This is a genomic window from Sphingomonas prati (assembly GCF_014643515.1).
In the GTDB taxonomy this organism is placed as follows: domain Bacteria; phylum Pseudomonadota; class Alphaproteobacteria; order Sphingomonadales; family Sphingomonadaceae; genus Sphingomonas_R; species Sphingomonas_R prati.
This window is the reverse complement of sequence record NZ_BMJP01000001.1, coordinates 1,159,821-1,175,096: the sequence shown is the minus strand read 5'-3', so window position 1 is coordinate 1,175,096 and position 15,276 is coordinate 1,159,821. Positions and strand designations below refer to the sequence as shown.

15 protein-coding genes and 1 other annotated feature are annotated in these 15,276 nt (G+C 71.1%); of the genes, 4 read left to right on the top strand and 11 right to left on the bottom strand.

Annotation, left to right across the window (positions count from 1 at the left end; genetic code table 11):
* Positions 1–41: 41 nt before the first annotated feature.
* The 5 genes from IEX50_RS05375 to IEX50_RS05355 all read right to left on the bottom strand — a co-directional run bounded on the left by IEX50_RS05375 (position 42) and on the right by IEX50_RS05355 (position 6,761).
* Entirely contained in the window at positions 42–2,081 is a 2,040-nt protein-coding gene (locus IEX50_RS05375; protein ID WP_229673672.1) for a S9 family peptidase, read from the bottom strand.
* Between the two features lie 81 nt (positions 2,082–2,162).
* Entirely contained in the window at positions 2,163–3,173 is a 1,011-nt protein-coding gene (locus tag IEX50_RS05370) for a glycosyltransferase family 4 protein (protein WP_157175298.1), read from the bottom strand.
* Positions 3,174–3,224: 51 nt separating this feature from the next.
* The gene (locus IEX50_RS05365; RefSeq protein WP_157175299.1) at positions 3,225–4,817 is read right to left on the bottom strand and encodes an alpha-amylase family glycosyl hydrolase; all 1,593 of its coding nucleotides are present in this window, start codon (positions 4,815–4,817) and stop codon (positions 3,225–3,227) included.
* Complete coding sequence (locus IEX50_RS05360) at positions 4,814–5,926, bottom strand: glycoside hydrolase family 130 protein (protein WP_157175300.1); 1,113 nt, start codon at positions 5,924–5,926, stop codon at positions 4,814–4,816. Before IEX50_RS05360 ends, IEX50_RS05365 begins: the two co-directional genes overlap by 4 nt.
* Before the next feature lie 55 nt (positions 5,927–5,981).
* Complete coding sequence (locus IEX50_RS05355) at positions 5,982–6,761, bottom strand: SDR family oxidoreductase (RefSeq protein WP_157175301.1); 780 nt, start codon at positions 6,759–6,761, stop codon at positions 5,982–5,984.
* Positions 6,762–6,863: 102 nt separating this feature from the next.
* Here IEX50_RS05355 and IEX50_RS17645 point away from each other — a divergent pair, with 102 nt between their 5' ends.
* The 4 genes from IEX50_RS17645 to IEX50_RS05335 are packed head-to-tail and all read left to right on the top strand — an operon-like array spanning position 6,864 to position 9,295.
* The gene (locus IEX50_RS17645; RefSeq protein ID WP_188699421.1) at positions 6,864–7,703 is read left to right on the top strand and encodes a GspE/PulE/PilB domain-containing protein; all 840 of its coding nucleotides are present in this window, start codon (positions 6,864–6,866) and stop codon (positions 7,701–7,703) included.
* A 10-nt stretch (positions 7,704–7,713) separates the two neighbouring features.
* Positions 7,714–8,466, top strand: a complete 753-nt coding sequence (locus IEX50_RS05345; protein ID WP_157175303.1) for a hypothetical protein — start codon at positions 7,714–7,716, stop codon at positions 8,464–8,466.
* Positions 8,463–8,891, top strand: coding sequence for a hypothetical protein (locus IEX50_RS05340; RefSeq protein WP_157175304.1), 429 nt, complete (start codon positions 8,463–8,465; stop codon positions 8,889–8,891). Before IEX50_RS05345 ends, IEX50_RS05340 begins: the two co-directional genes overlap by 4 nt.
* Positions 8,891–9,295 carry a hypothetical protein gene (locus tag IEX50_RS05335; protein ID WP_157175305.1) on the top strand — a complete coding sequence of 135 codons (405 nt, stop codon included), beginning with the start codon at positions 8,891–8,893 and terminating at the stop codon, positions 9,293–9,295. Before IEX50_RS05340 ends, IEX50_RS05335 begins: the two co-directional genes overlap by 1 nt.
* Here the strand turns inward: IEX50_RS05335 and IEX50_RS05330 are convergent.
* From IEX50_RS05330 to gspG, 6 genes are all read right to left on the bottom strand, one after another.
* Positions 9,276–10,778, bottom strand: coding sequence for a SulP family inorganic anion transporter (locus tag IEX50_RS05330; protein ID WP_157175306.1), 1,503 nt, complete (start codon positions 10,776–10,778; stop codon positions 9,276–9,278). The genes IEX50_RS05335 and IEX50_RS05330 overlap by 20 nt on opposite strands.
* A gap of 72 nt (positions 10,779–10,850) precedes the next feature.
* Positions 10,851–10,906 (bottom strand) — a sequence feature (sul1 is cis-regulatory element that is thought to sense ions involved in sulfur or methionine metabolism; They are found in Alphaproteobacteria).
* Positions 10,907–10,993: 87 nt separating this feature from the next.
* A complete protein-coding gene (gspD, locus tag IEX50_RS05325; protein ID WP_157175307.1) occupies positions 10,994–13,081 on the bottom strand; it encodes a type II secretion system secretin GspD in 2,088 nt (695 codons plus the stop codon).
* A 10-nt stretch (positions 13,082–13,091) separates the two neighbouring features.
* Positions 13,092–13,928 (bottom strand): type II secretion system protein N, encoded by an 837-nt coding sequence (locus IEX50_RS05320; RefSeq protein ID WP_157175308.1) that lies wholly within the window; start codon positions 13,926–13,928, stop codon positions 13,092–13,094.
* Positions 13,925–14,320, bottom strand: a complete 396-nt coding sequence (gspI, locus tag IEX50_RS05315) for a type II secretion system minor pseudopilin GspI (RefSeq protein WP_229673670.1) — start codon at positions 14,318–14,320, stop codon at positions 13,925–13,927. The genes IEX50_RS05320 and gspI overlap by 4 nt, the downstream gene beginning before the upstream one ends.
* Complete coding sequence (locus IEX50_RS05310; RefSeq protein ID WP_229673668.1) at positions 14,317–14,781, bottom strand: prepilin-type N-terminal cleavage/methylation domain-containing protein; 465 nt, start codon at positions 14,779–14,781, stop codon at positions 14,317–14,319. The genes gspI and IEX50_RS05310 overlap by 4 nt, the downstream gene beginning before the upstream one ends.
* A gap of 5 nt (positions 14,782–14,786) precedes the next feature.
* Positions 14,787–15,215, bottom strand: a complete 429-nt coding sequence (gene gspG / locus IEX50_RS05305) for a type II secretion system major pseudopilin GspG (protein ID WP_373285280.1) — start codon at positions 15,213–15,215, stop codon at positions 14,787–14,789.
* Positions 15,216–15,276: the final 61 nt, after the last annotated feature.

Here is a 15,276-nt window from a genome sequence, read left to right as displayed (position 1 = left end):
AATCCGTGGTGATCGGTCATGGTTCCGGTTGGGCGGTGCCGTCAACCGCCCGGTTTCAGGTGGCGGTCGAGGAAGTCGATCGTGGCCTCGTAGGCGCGGACCCAGCTGTCGTGGCGGATGAACGAATGGCGTTCGTCGGGGAGGAGCATGTCCTCGTAGGGGATGCCGCGCGCCTTGAGCATGGCGGCGAGCAGGAAGGATTGCGAGACGGCGACGTTGCGGTCGTCGTCGCCGTGGATCAGCAGGACGGGGGCGCGCCAGCTGTCGATCGCCGACACGGGCGAGGATTGCCACTGGAGCAGGCGGGCGGCGTCCTGCGCGGTGGGGGAGAGGCCGGGGCTGGGCGTGCGGGTCAGGTCGTGGACGCCGTGCAGGTCGACGCCGGTTGCGAACAGCGCGCTGTCGCGGGCGAGTCCGAGCGCGGTAAGGTAGCCGCCCCAGCTGCCGCCCCAGAGCGCGATGCGGCCCGGATCGACGTCTGCGCGGACGGCGAGGAAGGTGCCGGCGGCGCGGACATCGCGATATTCGCTGGCGCCGTCGCGGCCGGTTCCGGGCGCATCGCGAAAGGCGAGGCCGTAGCCGGTGCCGCCGCGATAGTTGACGACGAGCACGTCATAGCCCTTTGCGACCATCGTCTGGTTGAGGATCCAGGCGTTGGAATAATAGCGCGAGGGGTGGAAGCCGAGCAGCATCTGACGCCGCGGGCCGCCGTGAAGGAAGATCAAGGCCGGGTGGCGGCCGGTGCCGGGGGCGCGGAAGTAGAGCGCGTGGACGGGGGCGCCGTCGTCGGCGGTGAATTGCACGACTTTGGGGACGACGTAGCGGGCGGCGGGGGTGGCGTCCTGCGTGCCGAGCGGCGTGGTGGTGCCGGTCTTGCCGACCAGCGCGACATAGGCCGGGTGGGTGGCGTCCGCGGCGATCGTCGCGACCGCGTCGCCGCCGAGCGAAGGGTAGGCGACGATCGCCGGGCCGGTAGCGATCGGTTTCGCGGTGCCGCCCGCGATGGGGCGACGCCAGACGCGGCGGCGTTCGAGGTCGCCGGCATTGGCGGTGTAGAGCAGGTCGCGCTTCGCGCGGTCGATCTGGAAATCCTCGACTTCGAAGTCGCCCGTCGTCAGCGCGCGCGGTGTGCCGCCGGTGGCGGGGACGGCGTAGACGTGCATCCAGCCGGTGCGTTCCCATGGGAAGATCAGGTCGCCGGTCGCCGCCCAGTAGAGGTTGCGGCCGCGCGTGCCGCCGTAGCGGTTGCCGGGGCCGGAGGGCGCGGCCCACACTTGGCGCGCGGTGAAATCGTGCAGGTCGACGACGTGGATCGACCAATAGGGGCCGCTGGCGACCGGGGCGGCGGCGGGCGGGGGCGTGAAGCGGATGAACGCGACGCGGGTGCCGTCGGGCGAGAAGACCGGATCGACATCGTAGCCGAGCGCTGGATCGAGGTAGCGCATCGTCTTGCTGGGCACGTCGAACAATGCGGTGACGGCGTGGCCGCTGCGGTCGTTCTGGAACAGCAGGCGGGTGCCGTCGGGCGACCAGGCGAGTGGGCCGGCGCTGCCGTCAAACGTGGCGAGCTTCACCGGATCGCCGCCGGCGACGGGCGCGATCCAGAGCGTGCCGTCGGCGGTCCAGGCAACGCGGTCGCCGGTCGGAGAAAAGGCGGGGGCGTGGCCGGTGCCGAGGATGCGGTCGGTGCCGTCGGCGACGGTGCGGAGGTGGACCTCCTGCCGCGGCGGGGTGGCGAGGTGCGCGGGGTTGGGGGCGGCGGCGTCGGGATATTCGGGGTCGCCGCCGCGGACATAGACGATGTGGCTGCCGTCCGGATCGAAGGCGAGGTCGTAGAGGTCGAGGCCGTCGTCCTGCGTGTAGGTGGTGAGGGCGCGACCGGGCGTGCCCACGTCCGCCAGCCAGAGATTGCGGACGCCGGCGCGGTTCTCGACCCAGGCGAAGCGCCGGCGGTTGGCCGCGCCGACCAGGTTGTTGGCCGTCGGCATCGCGAGGGCGCGGGCGATCGTGCTCGGTGGTGGTGCCGCCGGGGCGGTGACGGGGGTGAGCAGCGCGAGCAGCAGCAGGACGGTGGGGCGCAAGGCTGGTCTCCGGACGATCATGTCGTATCGGAGACTAGGGGTTGAGCGCGGTGCGGCAAGGCGGTTTTGCGCCTTCGCCGATCAGCGGCCGAGGATGTCGCGGTAGAGCGCGAGATAGGCGTCGGCCATGTGATCGATCGTGAAGCGGTCGGCGATCGACTGGCGGCAGGCGCCGCGGTCGATTTCGGCGATACGCGGGATGGCGGCGATCGCTTCGTCGAGGCTGTCGACGAGGAAACCGGTGACGCCGTGGTCGATGATCTCCGCCATCGAACCGCGGCGGGTGGCGATGACCGGGGTGCCGCAGGCGAGCGCCTCGACCACCGACAGGCCGAACGGTTCGTCGAAATTGATGAGGTGGAGGAGCGCGTATGCGGCCCCGAGCGTGTCAGTGCGCTGCTTGCCGCCGATCGCGCCGAGATATTTGGCCTGCGTACCGTCGATGTGGGGGGCGACGTCACGTTCGTGATAGCCCTCGTCCTGGACGATGCCGGCCATGATCAGCCGGCGGCCGGTGGCGCGGGCGGCGGCGATGGCTTCGGCGGCGCCCTTGTCGGGGTGGATGCGGCCGAAGAAGAGGAGGTCATCGCTGCCGGTCGGGTCGAACGGGAAATCGTCGATCGGGATGCCGTGGTGGATGGTGGCGGCATAGGGCAGGTCGGGGTGGCGGTCGGCCGCGCTGATCGCGACATAGGCGACGCGGTCCTGATATTCGCGGTAGGCGGGCAGGATGCGGTCCGATCCGAAGCCGTGGATCGTGGTGACGACCGGCGTGTCGACCAGCCGCGAGAAGGCGAGCGGCATGAAATCGGCCTGGTTGTGGATGATGTCGAACTCGGCGGCGCGTTCGAAGACATGGGCGATGTGGAGCGCCTCCCACACCTTTGCGTCGATCGTCGGGTCCTCGGAATAGGCGCGCGGGACGACGCCGGCGAGCGTGCCGGCGGTGATCGAATCCTGCGTGGCGAAGAGCGTGACGTCGACGCCGCGCGCGACGAGCGCCTCGGTCAGGAGCGAGGTGACCAGTTCCCAGGGGCCGTAGTGGCGCGGCGGGGTGCGCCAGGAGATGGGGGCGAGCATGGCGATGCGCATTTCGGAGGCCTTTGGTGAGCGGTGTTCGGCGAGGGGGTGAAGCGGTGGCGTCTAGGCCCCGGGCTGCGCCGGGGAACTTTGGCGGTGGAGGATCAGGCCTTCGTTGGGGGCGAGTTCGATCGTTGTTCCGGGGGACGCGGGGTTGGGGAGAGTGGAGGCGAGCGCTTGCCAGTGGCCTTGGGGGATGGGGTAGCTTGCCGGGGTGTCGGTGAGGTTGAGAAGGACGAGTAGGTCGGGGCCGCGGTGGTAGGCGAGGATGGCCGGGTCGGGGGCGAGGAGGGTTAGGTCGCCTGTTTCGAGCGCGGTCTGGGTGCGGCGGAGGGCGAGGAGTTGGCGGTGCAGGTTGAGAAGTGAAGTTGGGTCCTCCGACTGCGTCACGACGTTGCGGGTGGCGTGGTCGGGGTTGAGCGGGAGCCAGGGGGTGGCGGTGGTGAAGCCTGCGCCTTCGGTGGCGTCCCAGGGCATGGGGGTGCGGACGGGGTCGCGGCCAAGGCCGATATTGGGCTCGCGGAGTTCGCGGGGGTCCTGGACCTGGGACGCCGGGATCGGGACGTCTTCAAGGCCGAGTTCGTCGCCATAGTAGAGCGTCGGCGTGCCGCGGAGGGTGAGGAGGAGCATGGCGGCGACGCGCGCTTGCGCCTGGCCGCGCTTGGTGGCGACGCGGGGGCGGTCGTGGTTGCCGAGGACCCAGTTGGGCCAGGCGCCAGGCGGCAGGGCGGCCTCGTACTCGGCGATGATGCGGTGGAGGGTGGGGGCGTCCCACTCAGCGTCGATCAGCTGGAAGTTGAAGGGGAGCTGGACCTCGGGACGCTCAGGGGTGCCGTAATAGGCCATGAGATCGGGGACCGGCAGGTAGATTTCGCCGATCAGGACGCGGTCGGGATAGGCGTCGGCGACCGCGCGCATCTCGGCGGCGATGGCGTGGACCTCGGGTTGGTCGGTGCTGTTGATCTGCAGCACGCGGTGCATTTCGCCCATGCCGTGGCGGTAGTGCGGGTTGGGCGGATTGTCGGGGAAACCGGCCGCCTTCACCATGTGCCACAGGACGTCGATGCGGAACCCGTCGACGCCGCGGTCGAACCAGAAACGCATCGCGGCGTACATCGCGGCGCGAAGGTCCGGATTGCGCCAGTTGAGGTCGGGCTGTTCGGCCAGGAAGGCATGTTCGTAATATTGGCCGGTGCGGTCGTCGTAGGTCCAGGTCGGGCCGCCGAAATCGCTGATCCAGTTGTTGGGCGGGCCGCCGTCGGGCGCGCGATCGGCCCAGAGATACCAGTCGCGTTTCGGGTTGGTGCGGCTCGACCGGCTTTCCACGAACCAGGGGTGCCGGTCCGAACTGTGGTTGGGGACGAAATCGAGCAGCAGTTTCAGGCCGCGGGCGTGCGCGGCCGCGACGAGCGCGTCGAAGTCCGCGAGCGTGCCGAAACGCGGATCGATGCCGGTATAGTCGGCGACGTCGTAGCCGAAATCGGCCATCGGCGAGGGGAAGATCGGCGAGATCCAGACCGCGTCGATGCCCAGCGCGACAAAGTAATCGAGCCGGGCGCGGATGCCGTTCAGGTCGCCGATCCCGTCGCCGTCGCTGTCCTGGAACGAGCGCGGATAGACCTGGTAGAGGACCGCCGATTTCCACCAGTCGGTCATGCGAACAGCGCCTTCGGCAGATGGGTGATGCGGCAGGCCAGGTCGGCTTCTCCGGACGCGACGATATAGTGGTCGCCGGCGTCGACAATGCCGGTGGTGAACACGACCGGGGTGGGGAGATAGAGGAGGTCCGCGATCGGGGCGGTGAGGGTGGGGGAGGCCTCGAGCAGCGGGGTGGTGTCCTCGATGCGGAGGATGCGGGTGGGTTCGGTGGCGTCGAGCAGCGCCCAGAAGGTGCGGTAGATGCCGACTTTCTCGCGGGTTTCGACGCCGTGGTAGAGCATCAGCCAGCCGGTGGGGGTGAGGATGGGGGGCGTGCCGCCGCCGATCTTCATGGCGGGCATGCTGCCCTTGCGCGCGCGCAGGCCGGGGGCGCCGAGCGGGCGCCAGTGGAGCGCGTCGGGCGAGCGGGCAAGGTTGATCGCGGGGCCGCCGGCGTAGGGGCTTTCGGGCGGGTAGGCGAAGTAGACCTCGCCGAGCGGGCGGGTGAGCGCGTGGTAGGCGTCGTCGATCCGCCCTTCGAACAGGAGCATGTCCTTGTTCTGATGATCGAGCACGATCCCCTCCAGCCGGTAGTCGAGCCCGTTGTCGGAGATGTGGAGCGTGGTGCTGTGGCGTTCCGCGCTGACCGAGCAGGTGGTCATGTACCAGCGGTCGCCGATCCGGCTGATGCGGGCGTCCTCCACGCCATAATCCTGGTAGCTGGCGGCGGGTGCGATGGCGCGGTCGTAGTGTGTGGCGACGACTTGTCGGCCGGTGGGGTCGAGTTCGACGGGGAGCAGCCAGGAGAGCGAGGTGAGGCCGAGCATGCGGTGCGGGTGGCCACGCAGTTCGAACTGGCGGGGGTCGGTCATGTCGACGTTGGCGAGCGGGTGGGCGTCGAGGACGTAGCCGGCGGGGGTCCAGCGGATAGCGTGGACGTGGTTGTCGACGACCGGCTCGGAGAGGGCTTCCGCAATGCGGACCACCATGAGGAGGTTGCCGGAGGGAAGCCGGGTGAAGCCGGGGTTGAATGCGCCGAGGACGTAGGTGGCGGCGCCGAGCGTGGCGCGGAGTGGGGAGCGCGACAGGTCGATGTCGGCGGGGGTGAAGATGAGCGCGTCGTGCATGAACGGCCTTCGATGGTTCTGTGGTGTGGTCCGAGCCTTACGGTCGTCGCCGGAGCTACATGATGCCCGGGAAGATGCCGCCGTCGATGAGGAGGCTCTGGCCGGTGATGTAGCCGGCCATGTCGGAGCAGAGGAACGCGCAGGCGGCGCCGAATTCGGCGGGGGTGCCGAGCCGTTTGGCGGGGATGGTGGCCAGGCGGTCGGCGAGGATATCGGCGGCGGGGCGGCCGGATGCCTTGGCCTGGCCGGCGACGAGCGAGGTGATGCGGTCGGTGTCGAAGCTGCCCGGCAGGAGGTAGTTGATCGTGACGTTGGCGTGCGCGACCGAGCGGGCGACGCCGGCGAGGTAGCCGGTGAGGCCGGCGCGCGCGCCGCTGGACAGGTCGAGGCCCGCGAGCGGCATCTTGACCGATCCGGAGGTGATGTTGACGATTCGGCCGAAGCGGCGGTCGACCATGCCGTCGATCACCGCCCGGACCAGCATGGCGGGGGCGATCATGTTCGCCTCCAGCCCGGCCAGCATGGCGTCGCGATCGACCATGCGGAAATCGCGCGCGGGCGGGCCGCCATTGTTGTTCACGAGGATGTCGACGTGCGGCATGGCGGCGAGGATGGCGGTGCGGCCCGCCTCGGTCGACAGGTCGGCGGCGACGGCGATGACTTCGGCGCCGGTTTCCTGGCGGATTGCGGCGGCGGTGGCCTCGAGCTTGTCCGGGTCGCGGCCGTTGATGACGACGCGCGCGCCGGCGCGGGCGAGTTCGAGCGCGCAGGCCCGGCCGAGCCCGCGGCTGGACGCGCAGACGATGGCGGTGCGATCGGCGATGTTCAGGTTCATGCGCGCTTCCCTCGGGCGGTTCGGGTGCGACCTTGGTGCAGCGCCGCGGGTAGGGCAATGCCGGTCTGGCGGAACGGCCCCGGTCCGCGCTATGCGGACGCGATGTCACGGCCGCTTCCCCCTACGCCCGCCGAACTGGGGGATATCGACCCGGCGTTCCTGCGCGCGCGCGGGATCGTGCCGGTGGCGGTGACGGACGGGCGGCTGGTGGTGACGATGCCCGACCCGGACGATGAGGCGCTGATCGCGACGCTGGCCTTTGCCGCGCGGCGGCCGGTGGTGGCGCGGGCTGCTGTTGTCGAGATTGCTACGCCGGTTGCGGGGCCTGCGCCGAGCCTGGCGGCGGGGTTGTTCGGGGCGATCGGGGGGGATCGGTCGGGCGACTGGCTGGCGGTCGAGATGGTCGCGCAGCTGGTGGCGGACGGGGTGGGGGTCGAACCTGCGGTGGCGCGGGTGCGGGCGTTGCATCCGGAGCGGGCGGAGGTGCTAGACCGGATTGCGACGGGGGCTTTGCCGGTCGGGTGGGACCCCGCTGGTGGTGCGCCTGCTGATCTGCCCGCGGTGGCGGCGGCGATGCGGTGTGAGTTGGAATGCTCTGCGGCTCTGCGGCAGGCGGTGGCGATGGTGGCGCTGGTCGCGATCGTGGCGGTGGTGACCGTGGGGGTGTGGAGTTTGGCCTTGCTGCCGGCGGTGTTGCCGATGCGCGGGGCGGTGGCGGCGTGGTCCGGGGCGCGGCGGGATGGTCGTGCGCTGGCGGTGGGGGCAGATGTGGCATCGGTTACGCCGGCCGAGCGGGACCGGGTTTCGGCGGGTGGTGCGCTGGTGCCGGTGATCGTGGCGGTGCAGGACCGCGCGCTGCTGACGATCCGCGATGCGGGCGGACGGGCGGCGGTGGCGACGCTGCTGGTGCTGGCCGTGCTGGTGGTGGTGCGGCTTGGTTGAGGGTGGGCCTGTGACGATCGACGCGGGGGCGGTCGAGGGCTCTGCGGAGGGCTTGGCGGCGTTGCGGGGGGACGCTGTGGCGGTTCGGCTGGACGCGGCGGATGTGTTGTCGCTGGTGGTCGATGTGCCCGGTGTGGTGACGCGGGCGGCGGTGGCGCGGGCGTTGGCGGGGCGGGCGCCGGTGGCTTTGGGGCGGTTATATTGGGGGTTTGAGGCTGGCGACGACGGGCGCGTGCGGGTGGCGATGGCGCATCGCGATCGGGTGGATGCGGTGCTGGCCGCCTTGCGGGCGGAGGATGTCGTGCCGGGGGCGGTGATCGCTGACGGTATCGTGGTGACGGCGGACGTGCCTGCGGAGCAGCCGGCGTGGCTGTGGTTGCTGGTGGTGGTGCCGTTGCTGACCGGTGTCGGTGGCTGGGTGCTGTCGCGGGCGGGGGAGGCGCGGATCGCGCGGCTGGCGCCGCTGGCGGGGGCGCGCGCGGCGGATGTGGCGGCGCAGGCGGGTGCGGTGGCGGTGTTCGCGCGGCCGGGGGTGAGCGAGGTGCTGGGGCGGCTCGACGAGGTTCTGCCGGCGGGGGCGACGTTGCATGCGGCCGGCATGGGGGCGGGCGGTGCGGTGGAGGTCGTGATCGATACGACCGATCCGGTGGTGCTGCGCGATTCGCTGGGGCGTGACGCGATGCTGCGGCGGGCGCGGACGGTGTCGCAGGAGATGGTGGCGGACCGCGGGATCCGCATGACGATGCGGATTGATCGACCATGAAGGACGCGGTCCGGTTCGGGGTGCTGGCGGGGCTGGTGCTCGGCGCGTCGCTGTGGGGGGCGGCGATGGTGCGGCGGCTGAACGGCGTGCGGCTGCGCGAGGCGGCGATGCTGGCGGTGGTGCGTGCGCCGCGGCCGGTGCGGGCGGACGGCGACCCGGTGGCGCGGGTGCGCGCGGCGGCGGTGGGGTCGGGCGTGACCGTGCTGCGGCTGTCGGCGGCGGGGCGGGTCGGCGGGCGGGCGCGGACGCTGGCGACTTTGGTGGGACCGGAGGCGGCGATGCGCGCGCTGCTGGCGGCGCTGGAGAGCGGGCCGCCGGCGGTGCGCTTTGCGGACTGGCGGTTGCGCGCGGAGCCGGGGGCGGCGGACCGGTTGCGGTTCGAGGGGACGGCGTTGGTCTGGTCGCCCGATCGGCGGGGGCGGTGATGCGGCGCGCGACCTGGATCGCGGGAGCGGTGGCGCTTGCCGTGCCGGTGGTCCTGTTGTGGAACCGTGTGGCGGTGCCGGTGGTGCCCGTCGCTTCGGCGGCGGCGGTGTTGCGGCCCGTTCCGGTCAGTGCGCCGACGCGGCGGTTGTTCGGGGGTGGGCTCGACGATCCGTCCGTGGCCGATGTGGTGGCGGGCGGGGAGGGCGATGCGCCGGTGCTGGTCGGTGTCGTCGGGCGGTTGCCCGATGCGGCGGTGGCGCTGGTCCGCGATGCGGACGGACGGAGCCGGCCGGTCGCGGTGGGCGAACTGGCCGGGACGTGGCGGCTGGAGGGGCTGGCCGCGGACCGCGCGGTGTTCGCGCGCGGCACGGAGCGGGTGCGGGTCAGGCTGGCCGGGGAATGACCGGGCTGCCCGCGTCGACGTCGGTCAATGGCGCGTGGCGATCGACGAGGATCGCGCTTGCCTGGTTCAGGCCGACGACCTGAACCTGCGTGCCGTGGCGTTGCAGCATCGTGACGACATGCTGCAGCGCGCCGACCGCAGTGACATCCCACAGATGCGCGGCGGTCAGGTCGATCCGCACCGCACGGGCGGTTTCGCGCAGGTCGAACTTGTCGGCGAAGATGTCCGCGCTGGCGAAGAAGACCTGTCCCGACACGGTATAGCGCCGCGTGTCGGTGGCCGCGTCGTGATCGACCGCGACGTCCATCATGCGCGTCACCTTGAACGCAAAGAACACGCCGCTGAGCGCCACGCCGACCATGACGCCGGCCGACAGATCGTGCGTCGCGACGGTGACCGCGACGGTCGCCAGCATGACCACGCCCGACACCTTCGGATGACGCGCCAGATCGCGGAGCGAGCCCCAGGAGAAGGTGCTGATCGACACCATGATCATGATCGCGACGAGTGCGGCGACCGGCACCTGCGCCACCCAGGGGCGGAGCGGGACCATGACGATCAGCAGGAACACGCCCGCGACCAAAGTCGACAGCCGACCGCGCCCGCCGTAGCGGACGTTGCCGACCGTCTGGCCGATCATGCCGCAGCCGGCGATGCCGCCGAACAGCCCGGCCGCGACATTGGCGACGCCGAGGCCGGTGCATTCGCGCGCCTTGTCGCTGCCCGTCTCGGTCAGTTCGTCGACGACGCCCGCGGTCATCATCGATTCGAGCAGGCCGACCGCCGCCATCGCGAACGCATAGGGCGCGACGATCCGCAGCGTATCCCAGCCGAGCGGGACGTTGGGGAAGGCAAAGCTGGGCAGCGACGCGGGCAGCCGGCCGAGATCGGCGATCGTGGCGACCGGCATCGGGAACAGCGTCGCCACGATCGTCAGCACGACGATGCAGACGAGCGGCGAGGGAATGACGGTGGTGACCCGCGGCAGCAGGTAGATGATCGCGAGGCCGCCGGCGACCATGGCGTAGGTGTGCCAGCTGACATCGATCAGCTGCGGGAGTTGCGCCGAGAAGATCAGGATGGCGAGCGCGTTGACGAAGCCGGTGCGGACCGATTTCGACACGAACCGCATGAGGATGTCGAGCTTGCACAGCCCGAACAGGATCTGGAACAGGCCGGCGAGGACTGTCGCGGCGAGCAGATATTGCAGGCCGTGACTGTGGACGAGCGCGGCGACGACCAGCGCGACCGATCCGGCCGCGCCCGAGATCATGGCCGGGCGGCCACCGACGACCGCGATGACGATGCCGATGACGAAGGAGGCGAACAGCCCGACCTCCGGATCGATGCCGGCGACGAACGCGAACGCGATCACCTCCGGGATGAGCGCGAAGGTGGCGACCATGCCGGCTAGCGTGTCGCGACGCACGCCGCCGAGGCCGTCAAACCATTCGGCCCGGTAGCGGGATAAAGCAGATGTCATGTGTAAAACTCGCAGACCGCGCAGCGGGACCGTCCGGTTTCGACCGGCGGTAAATCCAGGCATGCGCATTCGCGTTGTCCGGCGGATCGGCGGCCGGAATAGCCGCCCGGATTTGCACCGGGTCCTAGTGAGTGCTGCGGCGGTTAGCGGATTGTGACGCGCAGGGCAATGTTGGCGGAACAGGCAGGGGATCCGACCTCGCGCGTCGCCAGCGTTTAGTAGAGTCCGTTGATCTCCGTCGTCAGCCGTGGGCCGGTCGGGCGGAGGAGGGGGCTGTCGCCGGGGCGGGGGCGGAGTTCGATGTTGGCTTCTTCGCCGCGGAGGCGGGCGTACTGGCGGTCGGTGGCGGTGTCGACGCTGACCTTGTCGCGCAGGATGGTGGGTTTGAGGAAGACGAACAGCGTACGCTTCGTGCGGCTGGTCGTGCGGGCCTTGAACAGGTTTCCGAGAATGGGGACGTCGCCGAGCACGGGTACCTGGCTGCGGCTGCTTTCGCGGTCGTCGGTGATCAGGCCGCCGAGCACGATGGTGCCGCCATTGTCGGCGAGCACTTTCGTCTGGATCGCGCGGCGGTTCGTGATGAGATCGGCGGCGCCCGACACCGCGCCGACGAGCGAGGACACCTCCTGGCTGACTTCCAGTCGGACGACGTTGCCCTGCAGGATGCGCGGGATGACGCGTAAGGTGATGCCGACGTCCTGCCGTTCGATCGTCGTGAACGGGTTGGTGCTGTTGCCGTCGGTCGCGAAGCTGCCGGTGCGGAAGGGGACGTTCTGGCCGACGACGATCTGCGCGACTTCGTTGTCGAGCGTGGTGACGCTGGGCGTGGAGAGCAGGTTCGCGCGGCTGGACGTGCCGATCGCCTGGAGCAGGATGTTGAAGCTGTTGCCGATGCCGAGATTGCCGGTCAGGCCGTTGCTGAGCACGCCGGCGGCGGCGACCGGATTGATCGCGGACAGCAGCGAGCTGAGCGGGAGGCCGAGCGTGGTCGACGAGTTCAACAGGCCGTCCGCCCCGGTGACGGCGGCGGCGCCGACGCCGAGCTGGATGCCGAGTGATTCCGCCTGGTCGCCGGTGATTTCGACGATCGCGGCCTCGATCAGCACCTGCGGCCGGCGGACGTCGAGATCGGCGATCAGCGGTTCGAGCGCGGCGATCGCGGTGGGCGTGCCGCGCGCGACGATGGCGTTGATTTCAGGCGCGGGCTGCACCGCGAGTTCGGGCGTGGAGAAGCCCTGGACTGCCTGACGTTGCGCCCCGCCGCCGGTGTTTCCGCCGCCGCTGGACGCGCCGAGTGCCGCGCCGAGCCCGCCGGATGCCGCAGCCCCCAGGGCCGAGCCGCCGGCCGCTGAAAGCGAGGTACCGATTCCGCCGCCGACATTGCTGCCGCCGCCGAGGCCGCCCGCGCCGATCGAGGAACTGGACAGGCTGCGCGCGACGGGGTTGTCGGCCTGGGCGGACCCATCGCCGAGCAGGCCGCGCAGGACGAGCGTGATCGATTCGGCATCGCCGTTGGTCAGCCGGAAGACGCGGGTGATGGGGGTCGCGCCGCCGGGCTGGTCGAGCAGCCGGGCCATGCGCCGCGCCTCCGCCAGGGCGGACGCATCGCCGCGGACCAGCACGATGTTGCTGCGTTCGTCGGCGACGACCTTTGCACCATTGTCGCCCATGACGGCCTGGATCGCGGTGGCGACGTCGCGTGCGGCACCGTTGCGCAGCGTGATGCTGTCGAACGAGGCGCCGCCGCCGCTGTCGAGCGACGCCGCGAGCCGTTCGATGCGGCGGACATTCTCGGCATAGTCGGTGACCACGACGGCGTCGGGATTGGTCACCGCCTCGATCGTGCCGAAGCTGGCGATGAGCGGGCGGAACACGCGGACCGCGGCCTCCGGCTGGAGATTGCGGAGGCGGATGAGGCGGGTGACGACGTCCTGTGCGCCGGCATTGCCGCGCAGGGCCGAGCTGCCGCCGTCGCGGATCGCGTTCGCCTGAGGAATGATGCGCCAGCTGCGGCCGGAGCGGACCGCGGCGAACCCCTGGACGCGGAGGACGGACTGGAACAGTTCCCAGACGCCGCCGACGCTGAGCGGTTCGGCGGAGGTGACGTTGACGCGGCCCTTGACCGCGGGATCGAGGATGAGCGTGCGGCCGGTGATGCGGCTGATCTGTTCGGCGACGTCGGCGATTTCGACGTCGCGCATGTTGACGACCACGTCGGCGACGGGGCCCTGCGCGGCGGAAGGAGCGACGGGCAGCAGCGTGGCGAGCGCCACGGCGGCAAGGAAACGGTTCGGGCGGATCATGCGGGGTCCTTCACCGGGCCGGGAGCGATACGGCGATGCGACGGCCGTTCCGGACGAGTTCTACACGTAGCGGGCCGCCGGAGGCGGCGGAAGCGAACAGGGCGCGATCACGGTTCGCGTCACCGACAGCGGCGCCGTTGACGCGTTCGACGAGGTCGCCAGGCTGGAGCCCCGCGGCGCGCATGGCGGGCGATGCGCCCGGGCCGATGCGGTAGCCGCCGTCGGTCGGCGTGGCGCCCATGCTGTCAAGGAATGCGGCCGGCGCGCCGGCCCCCGATGGCGGGGGCGAGAAGACGAGCGGCGCGGAGGGGACCGGCGTGGGCGTGGCGGCGGTCGGCAGGCCGACGAAGGGTTGCGGCGTGGGGGCCGTGCCGGCGGCGGGCGGTGGCGCGCCGGGTTGCGGGAAGGCGAGCGTCTGGAGCCCGGCGGGGCCGCGCAGCAGGATGTGGTCGATCGCGATGCTGTCGACGATCGCGCCGCCGGGGGCCGGATCGCCGACATGGAGCAGCGTCGCGGGCGTGTCGCCGGCCGAGACGAGCGCGGTCGATGCGCTGGCGGGTCGCGCGAACATGACGGCGCGCAGGACGAGGTTGCCGGCGGCGGCGGCGGTCGCGACGGGAGCGGCCGAGCCGAACGGGCTGGCCGCGACGATCGCGGCAACATCGACCGGCGGGGGCGGGGCGACGGGGGTGAAGGCGACGGCGCGGGCGGGGAGACCCGATTCGCCGGTGAGGCGCCAGGTGAGGCCGGCGAGCGCGATCGCGACCGACACGATGACCGCGCCGGTGAACAGATCGACGCCGATTTCGGCGCGGCTGCGGCGGAGGGGGATGCGCAGGATGGTCATGCGGCGGGGACCGGTGCGACCTTCGGCCCGCGATCGACGAAGCCGCCGAGCGTGACCATGGGCGCCGCGCCGGGCGGGCCCACGGCGACGTCGATGCGGGACAGGTCGGGGTCCGGGCTGGTGCGGATCATGGTGCGCACCTGCCAGCGTCGGCCGAGCATGTCGACCGTTCCCGCACCGGCAGCGCCCGCCGTATCGCCGATCGCGAGTTCGGTCAGGCGGTTTTCGGCGACCCAGACCGCGGCGGCGCGTGATTCGAGGCGGGCGATGGAGTCGATATGGCTTTCGACCGCGCGGACGAGGCCGGCGGCGGCGACGCCCAGGATGAGGAGCGCGACGAGCGCCTCGATCAGCGAGAAGCCCTGTTCTGACGTGGGCACCGCATGCGTCACGATGCCGCACTCGCGGTCGTCGTGACGGTCATGCCGTCGTAGCGGACCCGCCAGCTGTCGCGGGTGGAGCCGATGCGGGCGTCGATGGTGCCGCCCATGCCGTCGATCCCGATCGGCACGGGCGCGGGGGTGACGCCGGACAGCGTGACGCCGGACGGCAGGTCGTGGCGGGCAAGCAGCGGCGTATCGGACGCAGCCCAGCGGCGGCCGTCCCACGCAACGAAGCCGTAGCCGCGCGCGTCGGCGGTGAAGGCCACGGCGCGGTCGGTGACCATGACGTCGTCGGCGGCCATGCGGATGCGGGCGGACAGCCGGCGCGCCTCGTTTTCCGCGCTCGCGCCGCGGGTGGCGGCGCCCATGCCCAGCGTCACGGCGCCGCCCGCAATGCCGATGATGACGAGCACCACGAGCATTTCGACCAGCGTCATGCCGGTTTCGGACGGATGTCGTGCGTGCCGCATGCGGGTCAGCGGCGGCGTTCGGTCAGGTCCGCGTCGAGGCCTTCGCCGCCGGGCTGGCCGTCCTTGCCGAGCGAGGACAGGTCGAAGCCGCTGCCGCTTTCGCCGGGATTCTTGTACGCATAGGGGCGACCCCACGGGTCCATCGGGACCTGCGGCAGATAGCCTTCGGTCGCATAGTTGGTCGGCACGGGGACGCCGGACGGCTTTTCCGCCAGCGCGGTCAGCCCCTGTTGCGTTGAGGGGTAGTCGCCATTGTCGAGGCGGTACATCTTGAGCGCGGCGGCGATCGTTTTCAGATCGGTGCGGGCGACCGTGACGCGCGCCTCGTCGGGGCGGCCGATGACGTTGGGGACAATGAGCGCGGCGACCAGCGCGATGATCGCCAGCACGACGATCATTTCGACCAGCGTCAAGCCGGCCTGACTGTCACCCAAATGTCTTTGTTCGGGCAGTACCCGTGGGGCCTGCGGTAGGCTAGTGTCTGTCGGCAACGTC